The 24,324-nt window shown below is 44.9% G+C and carries 19 protein-coding genes and 1 pseudogene; 6 read left to right on the top strand and 14 right to left on the bottom strand.

Annotated elements, in window-relative coordinates:
* Positions 1-192: 192 nt before the first annotated feature.
* The gene (locus FLAVO9R_RS19470; RefSeq protein ID WP_159534040.1) at positions 193-1,368 is read left to right on the top strand and encodes an MFS transporter; all 1,176 of its coding nucleotides are present in this window, start codon (positions 193-195) and stop codon (positions 1,366-1,368) included.
* On the opposite strand, the gene envZ is transcribed toward FLAVO9R_RS19470, so the two are convergent.
* The 4 genes from envZ to FLAVO9R_RS19450 form a co-directional block, all read right to left on the bottom strand.
* Positions 1,359-2,675 (bottom strand): two-component system sensor histidine kinase EnvZ, encoded by a 1,317-nt coding sequence (envZ, locus tag FLAVO9R_RS19465; RefSeq protein ID WP_159534038.1) that lies wholly within the window; start codon positions 2,673-2,675, stop codon positions 1,359-1,361. The two genes, FLAVO9R_RS19470 and envZ, sit on opposite strands and share 10 nt — an antisense overlap.
* 44 nt (positions 2,676-2,719) lie before the next feature.
* Positions 2,720-3,442 (bottom strand): osmolarity response regulator transcription factor OmpR, encoded by a 723-nt coding sequence (ompR, locus tag FLAVO9R_RS19460; RefSeq protein WP_159534036.1) that lies wholly within the window; start codon positions 3,440-3,442, stop codon positions 2,720-2,722.
* A 111-nt stretch (positions 3,443-3,553) separates the two neighbouring features.
* Entirely contained in the window at positions 3,554-4,651 is a 1,098-nt protein-coding gene (locus FLAVO9R_RS19455) for a DUF2855 family protein (protein ID WP_159534034.1), read from the bottom strand.
* Positions 4,652-4,789: 138 nt separating this feature from the next.
* Positions 4,790-5,698, bottom strand: coding sequence for a phosphoribulokinase (locus FLAVO9R_RS19450; protein ID WP_159534032.1), 909 nt, complete (start codon positions 5,696-5,698; stop codon positions 4,790-4,792).
* Between the two features lie 150 nt (positions 5,699-5,848).
* On the opposite strand from FLAVO9R_RS19450, the pseudogene FLAVO9R_RS19445 reads away from it, so the two are divergent.
* Positions 5,849-8,509: pseudogene (locus FLAVO9R_RS19445) on the top strand (DUF2339 domain-containing protein).
* Between the two features lie 13 nt (positions 8,510-8,522).
* Here FLAVO9R_RS19445 and FLAVO9R_RS19435 read toward each other — a convergent pair.
* A complete protein-coding gene (locus FLAVO9R_RS19435) occupies positions 8,523-9,494 on the bottom strand; it encodes an ion transporter (RefSeq protein ID WP_159534026.1) in 972 nt (323 codons plus the stop codon).
* 90 nt (positions 9,495-9,584) lie between these two features.
* On the opposite strand from FLAVO9R_RS19435, the gene FLAVO9R_RS19430 reads away from it, so the two are divergent.
* Entirely contained in the window at positions 9,585-10,331 is a 747-nt protein-coding gene (locus tag FLAVO9R_RS19430; protein ID WP_159534024.1) for a sugar-binding protein, read from the top strand.
* A gap of 140 nt (positions 10,332-10,471) precedes the next feature.
* On the opposite strand, the gene purD is transcribed toward FLAVO9R_RS19430, so the two are convergent.
* From purD to prmA, 6 genes are all read right to left on the bottom strand, one after another.
* A complete protein-coding gene (gene purD / locus FLAVO9R_RS19425) occupies positions 10,472-11,764 on the bottom strand; it encodes a phosphoribosylamine--glycine ligase (RefSeq protein WP_159534022.1) in 1,293 nt (430 codons plus the stop codon).
* A 41-nt stretch (positions 11,765-11,805) separates the two neighbouring features.
* Entirely contained in the window at positions 11,806-12,621 is an 816-nt protein-coding gene (locus FLAVO9R_RS19420; protein ID WP_159534020.1) for a class I SAM-dependent methyltransferase, read from the bottom strand.
* 605 nt (positions 12,622-13,226) lie between these two features.
* Positions 13,227-14,825, bottom strand: a complete 1,599-nt coding sequence (gene purH, locus FLAVO9R_RS19415; RefSeq protein WP_159534018.1) for a bifunctional phosphoribosylaminoimidazolecarboxamide formyltransferase/IMP cyclohydrolase — start codon at positions 14,823-14,825, stop codon at positions 13,227-13,229.
* Positions 14,826-14,906: 81 nt separating this feature from the next.
* On the bottom strand, positions 14,907-15,200 hold the full coding sequence (fis, locus tag FLAVO9R_RS19410) for a DNA-binding transcriptional regulator Fis (protein ID WP_012520109.1): 294 nt from the start codon (positions 15,198-15,200) through the stop codon (positions 14,907-14,909).
* A gap of 30 nt (positions 15,201-15,230) precedes the next feature.
* On the bottom strand, positions 15,231-16,229 hold the full coding sequence (gene dusB / locus FLAVO9R_RS19405; protein ID WP_013786628.1) for a tRNA dihydrouridine synthase DusB: 999 nt from the start codon (positions 16,227-16,229) through the stop codon (positions 15,231-15,233).
* A gap of 235 nt (positions 16,230-16,464) precedes the next feature.
* Positions 16,465-17,346 (bottom strand): 50S ribosomal protein L11 methyltransferase, encoded by an 882-nt coding sequence (prmA, locus tag FLAVO9R_RS19400; protein WP_159534016.1) that lies wholly within the window; start codon positions 17,344-17,346, stop codon positions 16,465-16,467.
* A gap of 351 nt (positions 17,347-17,697) precedes the next feature.
* Here prmA and FLAVO9R_RS19395 point away from each other — a divergent pair, with 351 nt between their 5' ends.
* Together FLAVO9R_RS19395 and FLAVO9R_RS19390 are read left to right on the top strand one after the other, a co-directional pair.
* Positions 17,698-18,390 (top strand): substrate-binding periplasmic protein, encoded by a 693-nt coding sequence (locus tag FLAVO9R_RS19395; protein ID WP_332310443.1) that lies wholly within the window; start codon positions 17,698-17,700, stop codon positions 18,388-18,390.
* A 261-nt stretch (positions 18,391-18,651) separates the two neighbouring features.
* The gene (locus FLAVO9R_RS19390) at positions 18,652-20,301 is read left to right on the top strand and encodes an amidase (protein ID WP_159534012.1); all 1,650 of its coding nucleotides are present in this window, start codon (positions 18,652-18,654) and stop codon (positions 20,299-20,301) included.
* 84 nt (positions 20,302-20,385) lie between these two features.
* Here FLAVO9R_RS19390 and FLAVO9R_RS19385 read toward each other — a convergent pair whose 3' ends face one another.
* From FLAVO9R_RS19385 to FLAVO9R_RS19375, 3 genes are all read right to left on the bottom strand, one after another.
* The gene (locus FLAVO9R_RS19385) at positions 20,386-20,679 is read right to left on the bottom strand and encodes a high-potential iron-sulfur protein (RefSeq protein ID WP_013786614.1); all 294 of its coding nucleotides are present in this window, start codon (positions 20,677-20,679) and stop codon (positions 20,386-20,388) included.
* A gap of 257 nt (positions 20,680-20,936) precedes the next feature.
* Complete coding sequence (locus FLAVO9R_RS19380) at positions 20,937-21,620, bottom strand: flavin reductase family protein (RefSeq protein WP_159534010.1); 684 nt, start codon at positions 21,618-21,620, stop codon at positions 20,937-20,939.
* A complete protein-coding gene (locus tag FLAVO9R_RS19375; protein ID WP_159534009.1) occupies positions 21,613-21,804 on the bottom strand; it encodes a CPXCG motif-containing cysteine-rich protein in 192 nt (63 codons plus the stop codon). The genes FLAVO9R_RS19380 and FLAVO9R_RS19375 overlap by 8 nt, the downstream gene beginning before the upstream one ends.
* A 202-nt stretch (positions 21,805-22,006) precedes the next feature.
* Here FLAVO9R_RS19375 and FLAVO9R_RS19370 point away from each other — a divergent pair, with 202 nt between their 5' ends.
* Positions 22,007-24,139: an exonuclease domain-containing protein gene (locus FLAVO9R_RS19370; protein ID WP_159534007.1), complete on the top strand. Its 2,133-nt coding sequence runs from the start codon at positions 22,007-22,009 to the stop codon at positions 24,137-24,139.
* Positions 24,140-24,324 lie beyond the last annotated feature (185 nt).

The following is a 24,324-nucleotide window of genomic DNA, read 5'->3' as shown; positions in this document are numbered from 1 at the left end:
TTCCTATCTTGCGCGAGTTATACTAAAGGCGTACTGTAGCGTCCTTGGTAGTCGATAACGTTCTCACGTTAAAATACGCTCCAAACAAAAAATCAAAAAACGTTGTAGTAAGTCTCTTAACTACAAATCATGCCCTGCTACACCAATATATTGCACTATTTCGTTTAGAACCCTGTTTGTAAAGGAGCATGGATGAGCCGTCGTCCTATTACTGTTGTTATATTTTCCGGTTTTTTCTTACTGGGTATGTTGTTTATATTATGGGGTATTTTACTTCCAGATATTGCGGTCGACCTGCGTATGTCAGAGTTAGTAAGTGGTTTGTTCTTCTCGCTTTTCTCATTGGGTATGATGGTGGGAGCCGTAGTAGGCGGAAAGTACGTTAGTCGCTTTGATTACATGCCATTGTTAGCATCGCTATTGGGTATAAACGCTGTTTTATTATTGCTTATATCGTCATTACACGGGTGGCAATGGGTATTGGTGGTAGCCGTCGTTATAGGCATAGTCAGTTCCTCAATTTTTACTATTGGGCACACCTTAATTGCCCGCTTGTATGAAGAAAAGCGCTTTACCATGATGGGGCTAATGGACTTTATGTTCAGCCTAGGCACATTTGCCGCTTCGTTTTTTGTTACCTTGCTTTATCTTCAAGAAGAAAACTGGCGTAGGCCAATTCAAGTGCTTGCACTCTTTATGCTAGCCCTGTCGGCGTATACCTTTATGGCAGCGCACTCTCAAGCCAAATTACTCCGAGGCCAACCCAAAGCGCAGCGTAAAACCCTCAACTTTGGCGCGGTAATAAAACAACCTATTTTTATTTTTATGGCGTTACTTAGTTTCGGATACGGCGCGGTAGAGTTTGGTAACGCTAATTGGTTTGTAAGTTATGCGCAAAACGGCATTGGGTTTACCGGAGAGCAATCTCGAAACCTACTCGCGTGTTTTACAGCGGGTATGGTTATCAGTCGGTTGGCTTTTCCTTTCTTATTGCGATTTATGTCAGTGCATCGGCTTATTGTTATATTGGCTACAGCGTCGTTGTGCGGCGTATTTGCCATTAAGCTTACCACTGACCTGTACAGTATGGGCGCAGGTAACTTACTGTTAGGGCTTGGATTAGGTGGGTTATTTCCACTTATGTTGTCGGCAGCCATGAATATTGATAGTGACAATGGCCCCGTATTATCTGGCATTTGTATTATTGGCAACTCAACCGGCGTACAAGTGGCCTCTTTTTCAACGGGGTTATGGGCAAATTATGTTCCTCTAACTACTGCGTTTTGGGTAATACCTATAGGTGGTTGCTTGTTGTGGGTTGCTGCGTGGGCGTACAGCCGAATGGTGAAACAGCACGGTTACTTATGAAGGGGTAAATAGAACTCTGCGATTAAACCTTGTTGCGGGTGATTGCGTAGCTCTACACCACCATCATGTGCTTCCACAATACGTCTTATAATTGATAAGCCTAAACCAGAGCCCGATGTACTTCGGGCTTTGTCACCTTGCGCGAAGGGCATGAACACATGCTCTAATTCTGCTGCGGGAATACCAGGGCCAAAGTCGCGTATTTTACAGTAAACCCGTTTTTCATTACGGTTATAAAATGTGGAGATAACAATATTATTTGAGCCGTAACGAAAGGCGTTCTCGATAATATTATCAATAACCCGCTTCATGGCCACACGGCGTAAATCTAATAAAGGAATATCGTTAAGCTTCAACGCGATACGATGCTTCTCTTCAATATGCCGAGCTTGTGCCAATTCGATAATAAGGCTGTTTAGGTCGGTATTTTCTTTTATCTCTTCTGTGTCGTAGCGGGCGTAGTCGATGAATTGATCGATAATCGCATTCATATCTTCAATATCATTAACAATGCCATCTTTTATCCAGTTTTGCGATTCGGGCAGCATTTCAGATGCAAGGCGAATGCGCGTCAGCGGGGTGCGTAAATCATGAGATATACCTGCCGTCATCAAAGTCCGGTCATGTTCTAGCTGCTTAATACCTTGATTCATACGGTTGAAGGCGCGGGTAACTTGAATCATTTCCGTGCTACCTTGCTCTTTAAGCGGCACTGGATGTTCGCCTTTACCTACCGCTAATGCTGCTTTTTGCAAAGAAGACAGTGGCATGGTCATGCGTCGTACGAATAGCCAACCACCCGCTACACTTAATATACCTATCACCATTAAATACATGGTTAACGGTGAAATATTCGCTTCGTTTAAACCGGTTATGGGAATAGCAATCCAGGTGTCGGGGTAGCGAGACAATGAGACCCACACCGTATAGGGGGCATTAGCGTCGGTTTTCTGTGAAACCGTACTAATACGAACATCAGCTAGTTGCTCAAGTTGCTTGCTTACCTGCGACGACATGAACCCGTAATAAACCGCACTTTCTAACCCTTTGGTTCGCGCTTTGCTGGCATCGAGTATCTGAATGTCGGTTTTGGCGAAATAACGAGCTCTGCTGTCGTCATTACTAACTAACAAATCTTCCGCTAATACCGATTTTACTTGTGTGGCAAGTAAGCTGTTTATTTGCTGATAACTAGGTTGAATAAAATAATAGGTAACCGACAGATAGGAAACGACTTGGTTAATAAGCAACAGTACACCAATCAGTAACACTGTTTGACCAAATGCACTTTGGGGTAACAAACGCACTACTTAGACAACCTACGTAAACAACCTGTTTTGGCCATGGTTACTTATGCCTGCTCACCATCAGGAATAAAGACATAGCCTAGGCCCCATACGGTTTGAATGTATCTTGGATTTGCAGGGTCTTTCTCTAGCATTCTACGCAATCGCGATACCTGAACATCTATACTGCGTTCTAGCGCACTGTAGTCTCGTCCACGGGCAAGGTTCATAAGCTTGTCTCGTGATAGGGGCTCTCTAGGATGGGTGACTAAAGACTTCAACACTGCAAACTCACCACTTGTTAGCGTAAGAGGGGTGGTGCCAGCCGTCATTTCGCGAGTCGCCAAATTCAGTTTGTATTCGCCAAATTCGATAACTTGTACGTCTTTAGAAGGTGCGCCAGGGGCTTCACTACTGCGTCGACGTAATACTGCCTTTGCTCGAGCAAGTAACTCTCGGGGATTGAATGGCTTAGGCAAGTAGTCATCGGCACCCATTTCAAGGCCAATAATTCTGTCTACTTCATCGCCTTTTGCAGTAAGCATGATGATAGGAAGTTCGCTACCTACTTGGCGTAAACGACGACAAATAGACAAGCCATCTTCGCCAGGAAGCATTAAATCTAACACCATAAGGTGGAAGTTCTCGCGCTCCAGCAATCTGTCCATTTGCTCTGCATTTCCAGCGCCTCGCACCTGATAGCCTTGCTCCACTAAATAGCGTTCCAGTAGGCTACGAAGGCGCATGTCGTCATCGACAACGAGAATTTTAGACGTTTCCTGACCCATGACATGCCTTTAGTAATAGTTTTCCTCACTATAACTATTCGCTGGCGAATACAAAAGAGAGGAATGCATGAAAGCCTTCCTCTCTTTGTTACAAATAGTGTCTGTTAGCAACTAGTCAAAGCGAACGACATTAAGTGCTTTGGTGTCGGCAGTGCCATTTAGGGTGTCTGAATACAAAGCAATAATTTGTTGCGAGCCTGTGTGTTCTTGCTCAAAAAAGGTATCTTGAACTTTACCTGCAAACCCATGCCAGGCCTTTGCGTATTTTGCTAAAAATGCCTCATGACCCCATTCTTGTTGGCGTTGTTTAACTCGTGCAGGGGCAAAAAATATCTCTGCATCTAAGGCTTTCTTATTTGGTTTTTGCTCGGCCTTCCAATCGGTGGCACCAATAAGCGTTACTTTGGAAAGATTATCACCAAGGGCGTCGCCAAGTGATGTGATCAGAGCACCGTTGGCAGCAAAATCGAGCAACCAGTATTGTTGACCTTTAGGCAGTGTTTCTACATCGTCGTAGCTAAATACGTGGTCGTAGCAACCTGACGCTTTTACCATGTCTATATTTGACGCAGAGGTTAACCCAATGACTTGATAATTAGCATGTCTGTGAACTTTTTGATCTTTAAGCAGTTGAGCGGTGCCCAATGCAGTTTTGCTAGATGCACTAGAGAGCAATAATGACTCACCCTTGCTAAATTCATCTACAAAATCATCCAGCACAAACGAGGTCATATATAACGGACGGAAATTTAGCTGCCAAGCTTCACGGCTTTCATCATACCCAGGGTCACCGGCGCAGCGTAGAAATTGGTCGTACACCGGGCTAATACTTTTACGATTTTCGTGAATATCAGAAAAACCATGGGGGGCGACCTTTCCGGCTTTAGTTATCCAGTGGCTTGCCATAGGCAGGTAACCAAACACTTTCTCGCCTGCTTTAATGTCAGCGTGGTTTGACGCCACCACAGTGGCAAATCCCCATACAGGTACAATGCCGTAACCTTCATCAGCGGGGAAAAACCCCCAGTAGCCCATGGTAAAGCCCAGCGCGGCATAAGTAATATTATTGGCTGAAAAACCAAAGCTGTCAGTTTTAAGTAAAACCTCATCTTCAGCTAAGTCATTGGTAGACAGGGTTTTGTCTACTACTTGGGTGGAGTCGATTTTGTCTTTTTTCACCCAAATCTGCGTACTGGTTACGGTTGTCATGGCGTCACCTTTCATCTAATTTTAATAGACTACGATGCCGTACTTTGTATGGGTTTTCGACTTCAGGTTGTAAATAGATTGTTATAGGGGCGGCGAATATACAGTCACTAACACCCTTTTTTGAGATGATGGCTAATATTACTCGTCTTGGGTATTCAACCAATCCATTTGGTGGCCTGCACGACGCTTTCTATTTAAAATATCTTCCAATAGTGGAGTAAGAATGAGCTCCATCGCTAACCCCATTTTGCCACCTGGTACTACGAGTGTGTTTATACGCGACATAAACGCGCCATCAATCATTTGTAGCAAATAAGGGTAGTCAACATGCTTCATTTCACGCCTGAAGCGAACCACAACAAAACTTTCGTCTTGCGTAGGTATTTCACGGGCACTAAACGGGTTTGAGGTGTCTACAGTAGGTACACGTTGAAAGTTAACATGGGTTTGAGAGAACTGAGGCGTGATGTATTGGAAATAATCATCTAGCCCACGCACGATGCTACTCATTACCGCTTCACGAGAATGGCCTCGGTCGGTAGTGTCGCGCACAATTTTTTGAATCCACTCAAGGTTTACAATAGGTACCATGCCTACCAATAAATCCACATGCTTGGCTACATCATTTTCTTCGGTTTTAACGCCGCCATGTAAGCCTTCATAAAACAGTAAGTCGGTATTTTGTGGTAAATCTTGCCATGGGGTAAAGGTGCCCGGCATTTGATTAAAAGGCACGGCTTCATCAAAGGTGTGCAGGTACTGGCGGAACTGACCTGAACCCGAGCTTCCGTATTCTCTAAAGAGGGTTTCGAGTAATTCGAAATCGTTGGCCTTCGGGCCAAAGTAACTAATATGTCGGCCCTGTTCTTGGGCTTTGCGAATTTCCACTTCCATTTCCGGGCGAGTAAATCGGTGGAAACTGTCGCCACCAACCACTGCTGCGTTCACATTTAAGTTTCTGAAAATGTGGCGTATAGCATTGGTTGTTGTGGTGGTGCCCGCACCAGAAGAACCTGTTATAGCAATAATTGGATGTTTTACAGACATAGAAATTCGTTTGAGAAATGACGGGTACTAGTTATAAGCTGATGTGGGTTAAGAATCAAGACCACCCTCTTACTGAGAAATTGACTACAAGCACGAATTAGCGCTAACTTGGCGAAAATAAATTACAAAAAGCACAATGAGGAAGTGGCGATGGAATCTTTTCTACTGGGTATACTGGCTTTAGTAACCGTAGCTGGTGCCATGCTATCTTTTAAACATGTGGGCAAGCTGTCACGCATGCAAACTCATATTGATCAATTGGAAAGACGCTTAAGGGCATTTGAGCAAAAATCTACGTCTTCAAAGCCCTCTCCTCGCGTTGAAAGCATAACCGCTCCTAAACGCGACGCCTCGGCTAGCCATTTAGGGGGCGCCTCTAAACCTCGTGCATCGAGCAACCCGTCAAGTCCTCCTACGCTTATTTCCTATGTTGAAAAGCACCAGCAGGGGCTCGTTAACGCCATTAAGGGTAACGGGTTATTATGGCTTGGCGGCTTAGTTTTGGCGGTGGGAGGCATTTTTCTCGCAAACTACGCCATTGAGTCGGGTTTCGTTTCAGCCGAACTTCGCGTGATACTCGGTGGCGTATTTGGTGTTTCTCTGGTGGTGGCCTCAGAATTTTTAGCTCGCCATCGCATTCGCTTTTCTATTTATTCACCGGCGGTATGTGCGGCACTTGCCTCAGGTGGTGTGGTCACGTGTTACGCCATTACGCTAGTGGCCTTCAATTATTATGGTTTTTTATCGCCTTTGATTGCTTTTGCAACGTTAGCGCTTATTGCTTTAGGCGCGGTTTCATTGTCGCTCCGATTTGGCCCATTGCTAGCGTTTATTGGGATACTGGGGGCATTTGCCATTCCAGCGCTCGTTAACACGGGGTCGAATAATATTCCTTTGCTTTTGGCGTTTGTTAGTCTTGTTTCTTTATCTGGCGTGTGGGTGGCGCAAAAGGTCGCCGCGGTTTGGTTGTGGCGAGTGAGCTTTTTAGGGCAATTTTTATGGGCGTTAATGGGGCTATCAAGTACAGAGGCGAGCCACTTTGTTGCTTGGTTATGTTTTAGTGTATTTTCAACATACTTGTTTGCGTTGGTTCGTACATTGGGGTGGTCATTAATGGCTACGCAACATCAGGGAATGTCACTGAGAAGCTTATTTTCTCAACGACAACAACTCGCGGCAATTTCACTGGTTTTAATCGTCATTCATGGGTTTCTGATTCAATACGGCAGCAATGAAAAAATATGGATTAGCGCCTTCACCTTGGCCGCTTTACTGCTTGTTGCGCCTATTCGACACAGTGCCTTTGATATGTGGCCTGCACTTATGTTGGTTACTGGTTTGACGCATTTTGCTATGTTAAGGCCAGCTGAAGGGCCAATAGATCTTAGCTTTATTCTTAGTGGAAAGTATCTATTTTCTCAGATGCTCGCGGTAGGGCTTTGCGTGTACGGGGGTATTTTAGCGAGAAAACACAATACCCATGACACCGCGCGACCGGCGTTTTGGCTCTATATGGTGGTAAGCCCAGTGGCGTTGTATGGGGTAAGTTATGCGCTAGCACCTAGCAAGGTCACCGGCGTACTCTACGGTATTTGGGCGCTTGAACTTGCGCTGATTGCACTAATAAGTGCTTTAGTCACGTGGAGAGTTAACCCCCATATAGAAAAGCTATCTTTTTCCGTGCTTGCCAATGCGTGTTTAACATTGTGTTTTACCATGGTACTTGATGCCGCAATATTATCACTGGCGTTGGCTATTCAAGTGGCTATGGTGAGTATACAAAGTGCAAAGTATCGCGTAGCGCTACCAGACTGGTTGTTTAAAGCCTTATTGCTTGCCGTGTTGTTAAGACTCACTGGCGCGCCATGGTTAGCGGATTATGCTGACGAACATATTTTCAGCATACATTGGACGGCTGTTGTCTATCCGGCGGTGTTTTTAAGTTTATGGTTAGCACGAAAATACAACCCGTCGCCGACATTAAAGGTGTGGCTGGAAGGCGCGTTATTGCATGTTGTTGCACTGTTTATTACTACCGAGCCTAGTTATTGGTTAATGGGGGCCTACCCAGAGCTATTCCTCGCTTCATACACGGAAAAAGTCTTTTTAGCCTTGGGATGGGTTGCGCTCGCGGTAACCTATTGGCACCGTGCTTGTGTTGCTCAACAGTTGGCTAAACTCTATCGTGTGGCGGGCTTTATCTTAATGATAGGGGCTTTTTGGCTTCACTTAGATATATAAGTGGTGAATAACCCCTTTGTGTTCCCACAAAATACGGGGGGTAATGCAGTACTGAATTATATGGCTTTACAATGGTTAGCTCCAGCGTTACTGCTTAGTACATTGTGGTTGCCACCTTGGTTTAAGGTATTGCCAAGCAGCGCTTCACAGATAAAAGCGCTCATTTCAGGGCCATGCTTAAAAGGTGTTGTGGTGATTATCGGTCTGTTTTTGGTGCTTTATATCAATAGCATCATTCGGCGTCTTTTCCATCATGGACACGTTGAGTTTGGTTTAGGAATAGGTCAAGCTGAGCAATACACCTACTCGGTGGTATGGCTTATTTTGGCGACCTTAACGATTTTCCTCGGCCAATACATGCATAAAGATAGAGCCGTGAAGTTAGGCTTTGGCCTGTTAACGGTTGTGCTACTGAAAGCCTTTGTTATCGACATGTCTAGCCTTGAAGGTTTATATCGTGCCCTGTCCTTCATTGGCTTGGGGTTAAGCTTGGTGGGAATAGGATGGCTATTTCAGAAATTTAATATGGAATCGGATAGGCCTCGTGATCAAGTAAGCCCAGTGACGTAGTGGAGAATGGCGTCTATGTATGCGGCTTCTTGTCGGCGTTAGGTTTTTGAGACGTGCTATGGTGGTGCTGAAGAAGCCGCACTATTAGCTGAGCTTCTTCTTCATCTAGGTCTAACAAATCGCGAACACGTTCAATGTGCCCTTTATCGTGCTCGCTAAATTTCCCATCTTCCAATGCCGTACGAACGGTTTCTTTAAAGCGGTCTCTTTTTAACTGCATTTGAGCGGTAAAACTAGACGACAAAATACCTGCTGGAAGGGCATAAAAGCAGATGCCTAAAATGGTGATTAAACCACCAAAAAGTTTGCCCCCAGGCGTGATGGGAACAATGTCACCATAGCCCACAGTAGTGAGTGTTACCACTGCCCACCATAGTGAAGCAGGTATACTGCTGAATGCCTCAGGCTGCGCAGTGTGTTCAATGTAATAAATGCAGGTGGCAGCAATAACGGTAAACAACATCAGCACGCTGAGTGCGGCAATTAATGCATGAGACTCGTTTCTTATGGCAGTAATCAGCGTTTGCATCGAGCGCGAGTAGCGCCCAAGTTTTAATATTCGCAGCACTCTGAATACCCGTAATATCCGTAAATCTAGGGTAACAAACATGCTTAGGTAGAAAGGTAATATGGCAAGCAAATCAATCAGCGCCATAGGACTTTTAAGATAGTACCAGCGCTTTTGCCAAGGCGTATGCAATTGAACGTCTTTTGACGATGCTAGTGCCGAAGGCGGTGCTGCGCCACTACTCCAAATACGAAGTATGTACTCAAGGGTAAAAAGGCAGACAGAAATCACTTCAATAATGTGTAACTCTGTACCCCATTGTGAAGAGGTACCCGGCACGGTAGATAGCATCATAGTAGCGATATTAATCACAATGACAATCACGAGTATCACATCAAAGTACTTACTTGCTTTGTGATGTGATTGAGCATCTTTATAAGAAGCTAAAATATTGTAGCAAGTGGTCTGAAGTGACATAAATGCCTTTGCGTTAAAGGTGCAGTTTAATACTCTACCAAGAATCGGCAGGTAAGCAAAAATACACCGTTAATAAAATAAGGATTAACTATGAAAGCATGTCATTGGCTGGCAGTAGTAATGTGTACAGCTACGTTAAGTGTAAATGCAGATGAAGCACTGCATACCGAAGCTGCACCCACGATTGATGGGGTAGCGAACGAGGCACTTTGGCAAGGGGATGAATGGTATCCTATGAATGAAGTGATCATTGGTGATACGCCCGCTGCCAGTGATTTTACAGGAAAGTATAAACTTCGCTGGAACGAAGATGCCCTGTATTTGTTGGCTGAAATTCGAGATGACCATTTATCTGACACTTATGCCTCGCCCATAGAGCGTTATTGGGATGACGATTGTTTAGAGATATTCATTGATGCAGACGGCTCAGGTGGCGACCACTTCAACAACTACAATGCTTTTGCATACCACTTAGCGTTAGACAACCAAGTGGCGGATATCGGCCCAAGCATGGCAACAGAAAATAAGGGTGAAGCTGTGCCTCAGCTTTATAACGACCATGTTGATAGTGCGTGGAAACGCCAATCAGACGCCCCGTTTGTGGTGCATTGGGAAACCGCAATAAAAGTGTTTGCTGATGATTATGTTCACGGTGAGTCTAACACCCCTTTAACGTTGAAAAAGGGTATGAAGCTAGGCTTTATGCTGGCTTACTGTGATTCGGACGGAGGCGATAGAGAACATTTTATGGGGTCGCACCCTATTACCCCAATCAACGGGGATAAAAACCAAGGATACAAAGATGCGTCTGTATTTGATGTGCTTGAGTTAAAGTAAGCACGGGTTAATACAAACAAAAACGCCGCCTAAGTATTATTAGCTTAGGCGGCGTTTACATGAGCTTTTACTCAGCGCTCCTCTTAACAAGAGATTAAATAAGAGGCTAAATAAGACATCCACATGACATCTATAAGCGCCTAGTCGGCACTAGATTCACGGGCAATGGCACGGTAGCCAATGTCAGTTCTAAAGTACGCGTCTTTAAACTGAATTGCATTTACAAGCTCATACGCTTTTTGCTGGGCTTCAGTGACGTTATTACCCATGGCAGTGGCGCATAGTACGCGGCCACCATTTGTGACCACTTTGCCATCTTCTAGTGAAGTACCAGCGTGAAACACTTTGCCATCTAAATCGGCAGCTTGTTCAAAGCCAGTAATTTCATCGCCCTTGTCATAGCTTCCAGGGTAACCACCTGCCGCAAGAACCACGCCGATGGCGGCACGTTCATCAAACTCAATAGTTTGATTGCCAAGTTCACCCTTACAGGCTGCTTGGCACAAAGCGACAATATCAGATTGTAAACGCAGCATAATAGGCTGGGTTTCAGGGTCGCCAAAGCGGCAATTATATTCAATTACTTTTGGCGTACCATCGGCCATGATCATAAGGCCAGCGTACAAGAAACCCATGTAAGGGTTACCTTCTGCCGCCATGCCTTCAACGGTAGGCATAATCACTTCTTTCATCACGCGGTCGTGAATTTCTTGTGTTACCACTGGCGCAGGAGAGTATGCACCCATGCCGCCTGTATTAGGGCCTTTGTCGCCATTTGCGGCGCGCTTATGGTCTTGACTGGTGGCAAAAGGGAGCACGCTTTTGCCGTCTACCATAACGATAAACGAGGCTTCTTCACCATCTAGGAATTCTTCTACTACAACACGGCTACCAGCTTCACCAAAGGCATTACCTGCTAGCATGTCGCGAATGGCATCTTCCGCTTCTTGCAACGTCATCGCTACAATCACGCCTTTACCTGCTGCTAGGCCGTCTGCCTTAATTACAATAGGTGCGCCTTTTTCACGCACGTAAGCGATGGCAGGATCAATGTCAGTAAAGTTTTGATATTCTGCGGTAGGAATATTATGGCGAGCTAGAAAATCTTTAGTAAAGGCTTTTGACCCTTCAAGCTGCGCTGCAGCTTGTGTAGGGCCAAATATCATTAAGCCTTCGTTAGTGAACGCATCTACTACACCTGCAACCAACGGCGCTTCTGGGCCAACAATGGTTAATTCAACATCGTTACCTTTAGCAAAAGACAGTAAACCAAGGATATCGTTTACATCAATTGCTACGTTTTCTAGCTTAGGTTCTATTGCGGTTCCTGCATTACCAGGGGCAACAAACACTGTTGAAACATCAGAAGATTGCGCTGCTTTGTAAGCTAGCGCATGCTCGCGGCCACCGCCGCCAATTACAAGTACGTTCATTAACTATTCCGTTTTAAGGTTTTGGTTTTACGACTTAGGTTTTATAAACTAGGCTTTTTAAACTTAAGCGTCATGCGATTACTCTCGCCAATGGCAAGGTACTTCTCACGATCTTGATCTTTTAATCTTAGGCTAGGAGGAAGCGTCCATACACCGCGCGGGTGGTCGGCTGTATCTTTAGAGTTTGCGTTGATGTCACTAGCTTCTTCAAGCTCAAAGCCCGCTTTCTCGGCTGCAGCAACAACGAAAGAACGCTTCATATAGCCACTTTTCTCCATCGCTGAGTCGTCAGCAGATTCAGGTAGTTCATGTTCTACCACACCTAGTACGCCACCAGGTTTAAGGGCTTTAAAGAAAGCGCCAAATGCGTTGTCGATGCCTTCAGTACCTTGACCCATGTACCAGTTATGAATGTTGCGGAAGGTAAGCACTACATCGGCACTGCCTGCTTCAGCAATATCAAGAGCTTTGGTTGGGTGGAAAGCCGTGACTTTTACACCTTGATAAGGCGCGCTGTCTTTTACTTTTTGATTGAATTTTTCTAGCGACTTACGGTAATAATCGTTGGTCGATTCGTCAACGAAGAAGTGAGCAGCAATGTACTGGCCCTCTTTTTGAACCAAAGGCGCAATAATGTCGGCATACCAGCCGCCACCCGGTGCAATTTCAACCACGGTCATATCTGGTTTAACACCAAAGAATCGTAATGTTTGCTGAGGATTACGGAATTCGTCACGTACTTTAGCTTGTGCTGAGCGGTGTTCGCTCATGGCTGCATCCGAGATAGCATCTGCGCTTGCATAGGTTGCTGACATGCCAAGCGTGGCTACGAGTACTAATTTGGCTAACTTCTTCATTGTTATTTCCTTATTATCATCGAGGGTAACGGCGATTACGTTAACTGCTAATACTGATAAACACCAGTTTCAGATTAAGCTTAACAACAAACTATTACACCTACCCGACACCCAACATGCTAAATCTGTACTCTGCCGCTTTGCTTTTTCTTGCTTCAGAGTTAAGAGCTCAAAGCTAAGAGCGAGAGCAGAAGGCATTCAAAACACGCGGTAAACCCATCCATGGGCGCTCTGCCACAGCATCCATGCTGTGGAAGGTTTTGAATGCCTTCTGCTCTCACTCCTATCCGCCGGCGTCATGCCTATTGGATTGTGAGTTTTAGCGTGTTCCGCGCTTTTATTCAATTGCAACTGTAGAGCCTAGATATCAAAAGAGGGGAAGTGAATGCCAGTACTAAACCCTCTATGGCATGGATACCACAGGGAACCCTTCACCTATCTCTAACCAGCCATTTGTTTCCAAAGCACGGCACGCAATAAGCTAGCAAGATGTAGTGAGTGAGTACGAGGGTGGAGCCCTCCACGGCAAGGATGCCGTGGCACAGCCCCCATGGACGGGTTTACGGCGTGCTCCAAACTCGTACTCGCTTACTGCATCATCTATTTTAATGGCGGAAGTGGCGCATGCCAGTGAACACCATGGCGATGCCGTGTTCGTCAGCTGCATCAATCACTTCTTGGTCGCGCATAGAGCCACCAGGCTGAATAACAGCTTTAATACCTGCTTCTGCGGCAGCATCAATGCCATCGCGGAATGGGAAGAATGCGTCAGATGCCATTACAGAACCTGCAACTTCAAGGTTTTCATCAGCGGCTTTAATACCTGCAATTTTAGCAGAATACACGCGGCTCATTTGACCTGCGCCCACACCTACTGTCATGCCGTCTTTGCAATATACAATGGCGTTCGATTTCACGTATTTGGCTACTTTCCAGCAGAACATCAAATCACGAAGTTCGTCTTCAGAAGGCTTAAGCTTGGTGACTACTTGAAGATCTTCCATTTCAACCATGCCGAAGTCGCGCTCTTGTACTAACAGACCGCCGTTAACGCGTTTGAAATCGTAACCGTCGGTAAGTTGGCCAGCCCAATCGCCACATGCCAATAAGCGCACGTTTTTCTTCGCGCTAACAATCTCTTTTGCTTCGTCGCTAACCGTTGGTGCAATAATCACCTCTACGAACTGACGATCCACAATCGCTTGCGCTGTTTTCGCATCTAACTCACGGTTGAACGCAATAATGCCGCCAAACGCAGAGGTAGGGTCGGTTTTAAACGCGCGATCGTAGGCAGATAAAATGTCTTCCCCAATAGCTACACCACAAGGGTTAGCGTGCTTAACAATAACGCAAGCTGGCTCTTCGAATTCTTTAACGCATTCTAGGGCAGAGTCGGTGTCGGCAATGTTATTGAACGACAATTCTTTACCTTGAAGCTGAGTGGCCGTAGACACTGACGCTTCTTGAATATCGTTTTCAACGTAGAAAGCAGCGCTTTGGTGGCTGTTTTCACCGTAACGCAAATCTTGCTTCTTGCTAACTTGAACGTTGAACGTACGTGGGAATTCGCTGTGCTCATGTCCGCAGTCGTCTTCGCAATCGGTAGCATCAATACGTGCGCCGAAGTAGTTAGCAATCATGCCGTCGTATTCAGCAGTATGCTCAAACGCTTTAATCGCTAGGTCGAAGCGGGTTTTGTAAGTCAGTGAACCTTCGTTTGCTTCCATTTCAGCTAAAACGCGACCGTAGTCGGCAGCTTTAACTACAATGGTTACATCTTTATGGTTTTTAGCCGCAGCACGAACCATAGTAGGGCCGCCAATATCGATGTTCTCAATAGCGTCTTCTAACGTGCAATCGTCGTTAGCTACAGTTGCTGCAAATGGATAAAGGTTCACTACCACCAAATCGATTGGCGCAATATTGTTTTCGTCCATAACCGCTTCATCAATTCCACGACGAGCTAAAATGCCGCCATGAATTTTAGGGTGAAGGGTTTTTACGCGGCCAGCCATAATTTCTGGGTGACCTGTGTGGTCAGACACTTCTGTTACTGGCAAACCAGCTTCAGCGATGAGTTTAGCAGTACCGCCCGTCGACAGAAGTTCCACCCCAGCGTTATGCAGCGCGGTGGCGAAATCGAGGATACCGGTTTTATCAGAGACACTTAATAGAGCACGTTTAATGGGTTTTGGTGTTTGCATAAAATATAAGCTTCAAAGTTAAGAGTGGTGAAACAAAAAGAGCACCTGTAGGTGCTCTTCGGTGGGCTAGGCCCGGTGATTTTAGTTCATGCCGTACTGCTTCAGCTTTTTGCGAAGCGTGCCACGGTTGATTCCCATCATGATGGCAGCGCGGGTTTGATTGCCGCGGGTGTAAGTCATAACTTCTTCCAGCAGCGGGGCCTCAACTTCGGCCAGTACCATTTCGTACAGATTATCGATGTTGGCGTTGTCCAGTTGCTTCAGGTATTTATTAACCGCTTGCTTTACTGAGTCACGAAGTGGCTTTTGTGCTTGCGTTTGAGAAGGCGTAGTTACTGTAGTAGTAAAAGGTGAAGTCACGTTTTGATCGAACATAATACTGTCTTGCTCTTAAGTTAGTCATTACTATGCTGCAGGAGAAATCTGTCGGGTTTCTCGATTCTGCAGCGCTTCAAAATAAGCGTTTAGTGCTTCAAGTTGCGCTGACGCATCCTCGATAGCGTTGAACGATTTACGAAATTGACGATCCGTATCGTGTTCCGAGAGATACCAGCCCACATGCTTGCGGGCAATTCTTACACCGGCGACTTCACCGTAAAAGCTTTGTACATTAGCAACGTGCTCGTGCAAAATCTCATACTGTTCAGACAATGGTGGTGGCTTAAGGTTCTCGCCAGTTTCTAGGTAATGCAGGATCTCTTTAAAGATCCAAGGATTGCCTTGAGCACCGCGACCTATCATCACACCATCTGCACCGGTACAATTCAGTACCTGTTGTGCTTTTTCAGGAGAGGTAATGTCTCCGTTGGCAATTACGGGTATCGAAATTGCCTCCTTTATACGACGGATAGTGTCGAACTCCGCCTCTCCTTTGTACATACATGCTCGCGTTCTACCGTGAACAGCCAGTGACTGTATGCCGTTTTGCTCAGCAATGCGGGCTATCTCAACCCCATTGCGGTTATCGGTATTCCAGCCGGTACGAATTTTAAGTGTTACAGGAACATCTACAGCGTTAACTACCGCTTTAATGATCGATTCCACCGTACTCGGGTACTGAAGCAACGCGGAACCTGCCAGTTTCTTATTCACCTTTTTGGCAGGACAACCCATGTTGATGTCGATGATTTGCGCACCGTTCTCAACATTAAATTGTGCCGCTTGGGCCATAAGCTCTGGATCAGCACCTGCAATCTGTACAGAACGAATACCTTCTTCGCCCTCATGATTCATTCGTGCTTGTGATTTTGCGGTATTCCATACCTTTGGATTGCTAGAAAGCATTTCCGACACCACAAGCCCCGCACCCATACGTTTACATAGTTGACGAAACGGACGGTCAGTCACGCCAGCCATTGGAGCCAGCATCAAATTGTTATCTAACGTATAGGAACCAATTCGCATATTTCGCCATCTAGAACTGCACAGAATTTATACACCCGGCTAAAACGGGGCGCTAAGTGTACGTGTTTTCGCAATACTTGAAAAGGCTAAAAATCACACAAAATTTCACTCTATGGGCTTGACAGTGAAAAAAAACTGTAACATTAGCCATCTATCACCGTTTTGCAGAGTGAATTTTAATCAAATCTCTCAAAGGCCGCGAATTGAAAGGCATTGAAAGACAAAAAATTTACATTTAGACGAGTTTTTTACCAGACACTCGCGCCCATTCTCCATCAATCGCACTCTCATCAAGGGCAAAATCGCGGGTATAGGCAGCTTCAATTTTGGTTACTTGTTCAGCAAGAATGCCGGAAAGGGCGAGTAAACCAGATGGTTTACAGTAAGATGAAATAACATCTTGAAGCTCTAGAAGTGGGCCAGATAATATATTCGCCATCACTACATCGGCCTCTAGCGTGGGTTGGTCAGCCGGCAGGTAAACATCAAGCCTGTCTTCAACGCCGTTACGGCGGGCATTTTCTTGTGTGGCTTGAAGGGCTTGGGGGTCAATATCAATACCAACTACCCGCTTTGCACCTAATTTAAGCGCTGCGAGGGCCAAAATACCTGAACCACAACCAAAATCTACTACCACTTTATCGGCAACGTCTATACCGTCTAACCAACGCAAGCACAGGGCTGTTGTAGGGTGAGTACCCGTTCCAAAGGCAAGACCCGGGTCTAGCATCACGTTAACAGCATTAGGGTCGGGCACATCACGCCAACTCGGGCAAATCCATAAGCGGGTACCAAATTGCATAGGGTGGAAATTATCCATCCACTCACGTTCCCAGTCTTTGTCTTCAAGTGGTTCTAGTTTGTATTTAAAATCTGAACCTAGAATGCGCGCTTTGCCCAATCGTTTGATTATGGCTTTCATGTCATCGGTAGCTTCAAACAAGCCCACCACTTGCGTGTCGGGCCACAGCATAATTTCTCCAGGCTTAGGCTCGTACATAGGCGTGTCTTTCGCATCTACATAGGTTACCGCTTGCGAACCGTTAGCGCTTAGCATTTCGCCAATTGATTCAGCGTATTCAGAGGAGGTATTTATTCGTAACTGTAGCCAGGCCATATTCACACAAGTTTAAAGGGTTTGGCTATATTGTACCGCTTGGCTAGTTAAAGCGAAATCATAATGCTGGTAGTAACCCGTCAATTCCCCGTTCGTTTTACCGCTTTATGCAATAGTTTCATGTAATAGTGATTTTTTTCATCAAACTTAAGTCTAAATTTAACTTTTATTAGCCTTTGTTTTTAAAGGGTTTTTGTAATAGTTAAGTCTTTTGGTGAATGGTAATTTATTGGCAAGTGTTTATAGTTAATAAGTGTTCCATTACTATTTCACCTTATGCACTATATTGTCGTACTTTTTATTATTTTGTTCTCTTCCAACGCCGCATTTGCAAAGCAAATTGAGGTGGTCGTGGGCTGGACAAAACCTCCCTATGTTATCTCAGAGCAAGATTCAGGCTTTGAGTTAGAACTCGTGCGGGCAATATTGCTTGAAATGGGGCATGACATGGCGCCGATTTACGTTCCTTTTGGGCGCACCGCCAGCATAATGAAAAAGGGCGGGATGGATATTGGACTAACCTTAAATCCAGGTCACGATATTGACCCCGCTATTCTGACTGATGCATACGTTTATTATCAAAATGTAGCGGTAAGCCGTACGGACAGAAACTTTGAAATTAACGAAATACAAGACTTACTCGGCCATAGCGTGATTGCTTTTCAAACGGCAATATCGGTTTTGGGTGAAGAGTTTAAAAACACGCTAGCCCATCAAAAAAACTATATGGAGCTTGCGCAACAAGACAGGCAGGTTAGTTTGCTACTGCTTGGCAGTGTGGATGTTGTTGTACTTGATAGAAACATTTTTGAATACGTTAAACATCAGCTGCCTGTCGAAAAGCAACACGACACAAAAATACACGAGTTGTTTCCTGTTTCCGCCTACAGTGCGGCTATTTCTGACGAGCAACTAAGAAACCAGTTTAATGAAGTATTGGCGCTATTTATAAAAGACGGCCGGTACCAATCTTTACTTGATAAATTTGGTCTATTTAATTTTATTGAAGATCAGCCCATGCAACCTGCTAAAAAGTTGAATTAAGCTAAGATGAGTTATTGATTCTCGTGGCTTATCACTTCTAACGTACTACCCTCTACCCCAAATTTTTTAATCCAAAGTCTCTGCTCTAAACGCTGATTTCTAGCGCTTATCACTTTTTGTGTGTCTTCATGGGTCGTGTTTACCGAATAAAATGACACTTTGAACCTAGTTACTTACATGTTGCGTAGTAATCGTTTCAACGCACTACTAAGATATTTAAAATTAAAATGTAGATATCTTAGAAACTTGGGGACGAACCACATGAGGGCTACACTTTTTTACGCCACCGTTATTTTAATTTGCACCGCGTGTGCACCATCTAAACCGAACACAAAAAATGCGTCTGTTGAACGTTCAGACGACAGTGCTTTTTCAGTAGCTGTTGAGTCTTGGTTAGATAAATCTGCACTAGAACAAGCGCAGGCTATAGCAGCAGGTGAGTTGTCATCCGAGGCGTTAGTAAAAGGCTATCTCGCTAGAATCGAAAAGCTTGATGGTGATGTAAATAGTATTTTGGCACTTAACCCCAATGCCATTGAAGAAGCCAGAGCGGCTGATATAGCACGTAAAAATAGAATGCGTAAAGGGCCGCTGTTTGGTATTCCAGTGTTACTGAAAGACAATATTGAAACCAGTGAGCTACCTACTACCGCAGGCGCGATGGCACTTGTTAATAATGACACAAAACGAGATGCCCCCATTGTAGCTCGCCTAAAAGCCGCGGGTGCCATTGTGTTAGGTAAAACTAATTTATCTGAATGGGCTAACTTTCGGTCTGAATCTTCTATTAGTGGTTGGAGCGCCGTAGGTGGGTTAACCCGAAACCCGCATATGTTATCTCGTAGTGCTTGTGGTTCTTCGTCGGGTTCTGGTGCTGCTATGGCATTGCGTTTAGCGTCGTTAGCCGTGGGCACTGAAACCAATGGTTCTATTATTTGCCCTTCTTCAATGAACGGAATTGTAGGTTTCAAACCTACAGTTGGGCTGTTATCTCGTACGCACATTGTCCCTATCTCATATACTCAAGATACCGCAGGTCCTATGACCGCAAACGTTAACGATGCATGGTTAATGGCATCAATCATGGCAGGTGTAGATACAAAAGACAGCGCAACGCTAGAGGCTAGCAAACACATGCTTAATGCACCACAGCAAAGTATGTTGGCGACCGATTTAAAAGGCGTGCGCGTAGGCGTTGTGCGTTACCGTCAAGGGGATAACCCTCATGTGCTTGCTACTTATGAAAAAGCCTTAAATAGCCTAACTGCCGCAGGCGCTGAACTGGTGGAAATTAGCGACTTCAAACAACCTGAAAGTTTTTGGGCCGACTCTTATCAAGTGTTACTTAGCGAGTTTCATTACACATTAAACGAATACTTAGAAGGCAGTCCAGCGGACATTCCTGTACGCAGCTTGTCGGAACTTATCACTTACAATCAAGCTAGCACTCGAGAACTTGCGCTCTTTAATCAAGATATATTCGAAAAAGCAGTGAATACAGATGACATTAATAGCCCAGAATACGCTTCGGCTCTAGCCTTGGTAAGAGAAACTGCGAGAGACAAGGGTATTGATGCCCTAATGGCACAACATAAAGTTGATGTACTTGTGGCACCCTCAAATAGCCCGGCTTTTCTGATTGATGGCGTGTATGGCGATCATTCCCCAATGGGTTTTATTGGAATTGGGTATTTAGCGGCCATTGCAGGTTATCCGCACCTTACTGTACCAGCGGGAGAAGTGAAAAACCTTCCGGTGGGAATTAGCTTTATTGGCAAGCAATGGGACGATGAAAAAGTGCTACGCATTGGCAGTATATTTCAAGCAAAGCATGGGGCCTATATAAAGCCTGGTTTGTTACCGAGCCGACTACATAACCCCGCATTGTTAGACGCTGTGAAGGGGCTGTAACTCGTTATAGACCCTTATCTCAAATGCATAAAAAAGCCCCAGCACGCATGAGCGAGACTGGGGCTTTTTTGATAATTCGAGTTACTAGCCTGGGCGTTTAACCCATGCACTACACCAACCATTGGCGTTAACCAATTTGTTAGGGAAGATGGCGCAAGGGCGGTGTTGTTCGCCGTCGGCACCTTGAATGTACATGCAGTTGTTACATTTAGCACCGTCTACAGTAGACGCCGCAGTGTAGTTTAATGCTTTTGCGCTTGGATCATCTGCTTGTAGTTGTTCTTGCGCATTAGCACGTAACGCAACGCTTCCTAACGTTAGGCCTATCAAAGATGTACCTGACAATTTCAGAAAGTCACGACGGTTTACAGACTTCATAATTCTCTCCAATTGAGATAATAACGATAATGATTCTTTTTTACTCAGCGCCTAAAACGCAAAAACCTGCCGCAAGGCAGGTTTTGAATATTAATAATTATACTATAACCCGTGGCGTTTGGATCTAACACAAAGCAATAAAGATTTGTTGATATAGATTAACGGTTGCCACCTGAACAACGCCTGAACGGCTAGCAAAATCAATGTCCTATAGCATTGACGCAACATTAGTTTGTGCGCCACTGGCAAAATATGAATTATTTTTTAGTTATGCTCGCCTTTGTTAAAGGCACATCGGGTTTTGCGTAAGCATATTGGGCTATCTTTTGCGTACTATGATAAGTGTCCAGACCCGAGATACATGAGGTTTGTAGTGATTCAAGATCTATATACCCATCTTCGGCAATAGCACTTTTTGCAATGTCATCTCCTGCAGTGCTGCTGCCCGCAATAAAGACCTCTTGAATCTTACCTATAATCATTTCGGTCTGATTACACAACGTAAAATGCTGTTCTACTTTTAACCCCATTTTTACTGCGCTTTCTTTTACATAAGGCGCGCTGAACGTGTTGCTAAACCAAGGCGTTAGTCCAACCTCCTCAAACTCACTCACCCCATTATCGTATCGCGCCGACGTTTGATGTGCTTTATCAGTCCAACTTGTATGAACATGATTTAGCGTGAACACACCTTGCTGCTTAATATTAGACAAAGAATCTCGCTGCACAGTGTGCGGACGCATAATAATGCCCAGCAATGGTGGGTTGGCACCCACATGAACCACAGAGCTAATAATGGCGAGGTTGTTAACTCGGCCATCGGTGGAGCCAAGCAGTGAGGAAGATTTAAAGCCAGATAAACTATTCACAAAGTTGGCGCGATATCGTTGCGGCAAAGCATTGATATCCTGCAACGAAAAATGGGTACCGCTATCAGCCATTTTCCTGCTCCACAATAATATTTAAGTCTTCGCCTTGCTGATAAACACCAAGTTCTATAGGTTGGCAACATACTTGGCAATCAAGCACCTGCACTTGACCAACATCATTAACCTCGTCAATTTCTACATCATTGGCTGCCATGCAATATGGGCAAGAGAACTCTATCGATCGCGTTAAGCTCATGATTTCCTCGTATGTGAATTACGTCGTGATAGTTATTACGAGTAAAGTAGAAAACTGGATTGACTGCCAATTAAGCCAGCATGACATTACAAGCTACTACGCAAACGCTCGTGCACCCACGCATGAAATAAAAAGGGAAAAGGTTGAACAATAGGGCTGTATAAATATACACTAATCAAGTATACAATAGTTTGGTTTTATAATGCGAAAAGATTTGCCACCACGATATTACTTAGCCCACTTTTTTGAGTTCTTAGCGTTCTTTAAAGGGGCGAATGCTGCGTTGTTAAGTGATGACGCTAATGGTTTTATAGAAAGCTTTAACCAGCTAGATGCTGATAAACAATGCATCATCGTGCGTGCGGCTAATCGTAAATATGCAGTGATTGATAGGTCGCAGTTTAGTTACGCAGAAATAGCGAACCCTCAACAGCAAATTGATGAGCTGATTGAAGCTAAGTGGTTCGGTGATTTGCACCATGCTTCGCTACAAGATATTGCAGGCGTACTTACTAAAGACGCAATTTTAAGGCTGTTAAGTGAATACGGTGCCACTCAAGGTTTGGCATCATTAACCAAGCCCGTGCTTGTATCGCGTTTAGAAGCATACATTAATCAGCATGGCTGGCCTGAAGGGCTAAATGAGCATACTTACTTAGTGTGTTTGTTTGATGCACCTCTAAAATTTTTATTATTCCTTTATTTTGGTAATACCAAAGGCAGGCTGAATCAGTTCTCTATGCGCGACTTAGGCGTCATGCGTACCCGCGGCGATTCCGTATCAGATATTACTCGTTTCGACAGTAAAGCAGATGCTGAAGCAGCCTGGTTTTATGCCAGCCAATTAGAAAAGATCCCTTTTCTTTCTTTAGTGCAAGCAAATGCATTAGCTCAAGAGGCGTTCCCCAATAGCGATGGCGTATCAGCCATGTTTTATCGCGATCAGTTTCTTTATGCACTAGCGTTAAAATTACTAGGCGAGCACCGAGAGCAGGCCCTTCTTTTGCTATACCAAGCCCAAAGCGACAAAGCGAAAGAGAAATGGATAAGAGAAAGCTATAAAGACGGCAACACCGATAGTGTTAAAGAAGTACTAGAGCACATTATCGACTCACCACCTTCCGATACGCTGCTGGCCTTTGCTGAAGATTTCTATGCGAGGAAATACCACAAAAAGCGCACCAGTGCGGTGACGGATATGTTAAGAAATGCAAGCCGTACTATTGATATTGATGTTAGCCAAAATCAACAGGTAGAGCGTGGCGTGTTAGCCCATTATAAACGCTTAGGTATTGCCGGTTGGCGCACCGAGAACCGATTATGGCGCAGCTTGTTTGGGCTAACCTTTTGGGCACAGCTATATGAAGAAGATACGCTAGTCACTGAGTTTGATAGACGGCCTCTATCGCTTAAGCAAAACAACTTCTACGCTCGTTTTGACAGCAGTATTGAAGCCTTATTTGAAAGGTTAGATAGCAAAGATAAGTTTCGCCACCACGTTCACAAAATGGCGACAGCCCACTATGGCAAGGTGAATAGCTTATTCATGTGGAGCAGCCATTTGCTTGAACCTATCGATGCCCTAATCAAGCACGGCGAGCTTAGCGCCATTGTTAACTTGCTTCGAATGATGAGCGAAGATTTTGCCTCTTTAAGCGACGGCTTCCCTGACATCATGATTTTTGATGAAAAGTTACGCTTTGAAGAAGTGAAAGCGCCAGGCGATCAGTTAAGACGCAATCAGTTGGTGTCTATTCAGAGGTTGCAACGTGCAGGGTTTGAGGTTGCCGTTACTACGGTAAATTGGCATCGCGACCCTAATCAGCCGTATGTTGTGGTTGATATTGAAACCACTGGGGGCAACAACAGCTACAACCGGATTACTGAAATTGGCATGGTGAAAATTGTTGCGGGCGAGGTGGTCGATACCTATCAAACTTTAATTAATCCGCAGCGACGAATTCCGGCTACCATCACACGTCTTACTGGTATTTCTGATGATATGGTGGCTGATGCTCCATTATTTGTTGAGGTGGCTGAACGTATTGCTAGCTTTACCGACGAGGCGGTATTTGTGGCCCATAACGTTAACTTCGATTATGGCTTCATTAAACAGGAATTTGCACGATTAGAGCTTCCTTTTAAACGACCTAAGCTGTGTACGGTGCGAGAAATGCGTAGGGTAAACCCTGGGCTACCTTCATATTCATTGGCTAACCTTACTCGGCATTTCGACATAAAAATGGAGCAGCATCACCGCGCGCTCTCTGACGCCAAAGCGGCCGCTGCACTGCTTGATATCGTTCTAACAATGTCGGCTGAAACGGTTAAATAAATGTAAGGTTAGGTAAGGTGAACATTTTTTCTATATCGGCGTAGTAGTAGTGTTTAATAACAAGAGCCAGCAGCATGCGATATAGAGAAGAGCAACATACAGAAGAGCAGTACACTGAACAGCGCAACTTCGAAAAAGAACATTCTTTTGAGGGGAATTCGTCAAATGGCTATGTTTCAAAAGGT

It is taken from the genome of Alteromonas sp. 38 (genome assembly GCF_902506055.1).
GTDB classification, from domain to species: Bacteria; Pseudomonadota; Gammaproteobacteria; order Enterobacterales; family Alteromonadaceae; genus Alteromonas; species Alteromonas lipotrueae.
Note: the sequence above shows the minus strand (reverse complement) of the source record. Positions and strands in the feature narration are given on the sequence as shown.

Bases quoted from the DNA above. Each gene is read 5' to 3' on its own strand.
- FLAVO9R_RS19470 (WP_159534040.1), top strand. From the start codon at position 193: ATGAGCCGTCGTCCTATTACTGTTGTTATATTTTCCGGTTTTTTCTTA.
- ompR (WP_159534036.1), bottom strand. From the start codon at position 3,442: ATGGGTCAGGAAACGTCTAAAATTCTCGTTGTCGATGACGACATGCGC.
- FLAVO9R_RS19455 (WP_159534034.1), bottom strand. From the start codon at position 4,651: ATGACAACCGTAACCAGTACGCAGATTTGGGTGAAAAAAGACAAAATC.
- FLAVO9R_RS19450 (WP_159534032.1), bottom strand. From the start codon at position 5,698: ATGTCTGTAAAACATCCAATTATTGCTATAACAGGTTCTTCTGGTGCG.
- FLAVO9R_RS19435 (WP_159534026.1), bottom strand. From the start codon at position 9,494: ATGTCACTTCAGACCACTTGCTACAATATTTTAGCTTCTTATAAAGAT.
- FLAVO9R_RS19430 (WP_159534024.1), top strand. From the start codon at position 9,585: ATGAAAGCATGTCATTGGCTGGCAGTAGTAATGTGTACAGCTACGTTA.
- purD (WP_159534022.1), bottom strand. From the start codon at position 11,764: ATGAACGTACTTGTAATTGGCGGCGGTGGCCGCGAGCATGCGCTAGCT.
- FLAVO9R_RS19420 (WP_159534020.1), bottom strand. From the start codon at position 12,621: ATGAAGAAGTTAGCCAAATTAGTACTCGTAGCCACGCTTGGCATGTCA.
- purH (WP_159534018.1), bottom strand. From the start codon at position 14,825: ATGCAAACACCAAAACCCATTAAACGTGCTCTATTAAGTGTCTCTGAT.
- fis (WP_012520109.1), bottom strand. From the start codon at position 15,200: ATGTTCGATCAAAACGTGACTTCACCTTTTACTACTACAGTAACTACG.
- dusB (WP_013786628.1), bottom strand. From the start codon at position 16,229: ATGCGAATTGGTTCCTATACGTTAGATAACAATTTGATGCTGGCTCCA.
- prmA (WP_159534016.1), bottom strand. From the start codon at position 17,346: ATGGCCTGGCTACAGTTACGAATAAATACCTCCTCTGAATACGCTGAA.
- FLAVO9R_RS19390 (WP_159534012.1), top strand. From the start codon at position 18,652: ATGAGGGCTACACTTTTTTACGCCACCGTTATTTTAATTTGCACCGCG.
- FLAVO9R_RS19385 (WP_013786614.1), bottom strand. From the start codon at position 20,679: ATGAAGTCTGTAAACCGTCGTGACTTTCTGAAATTGTCAGGTACATCT.
- FLAVO9R_RS19380 (WP_159534010.1), bottom strand. From the start codon at position 21,620: ATGGCTGATAGCGGTACCCATTTTTCGTTGCAGGATATCAATGCTTTG.
- FLAVO9R_RS19375 (WP_159534009.1), bottom strand. From the start codon at position 21,804: ATGAGCTTAACGCGATCGATAGAGTTCTCTTGCCCATATTGCATGGCA.
- FLAVO9R_RS19370 (WP_159534007.1), top strand. From the start codon at position 22,007: ATGCGAAAAGATTTGCCACCACGATATTACTTAGCCCACTTTTTTGAG.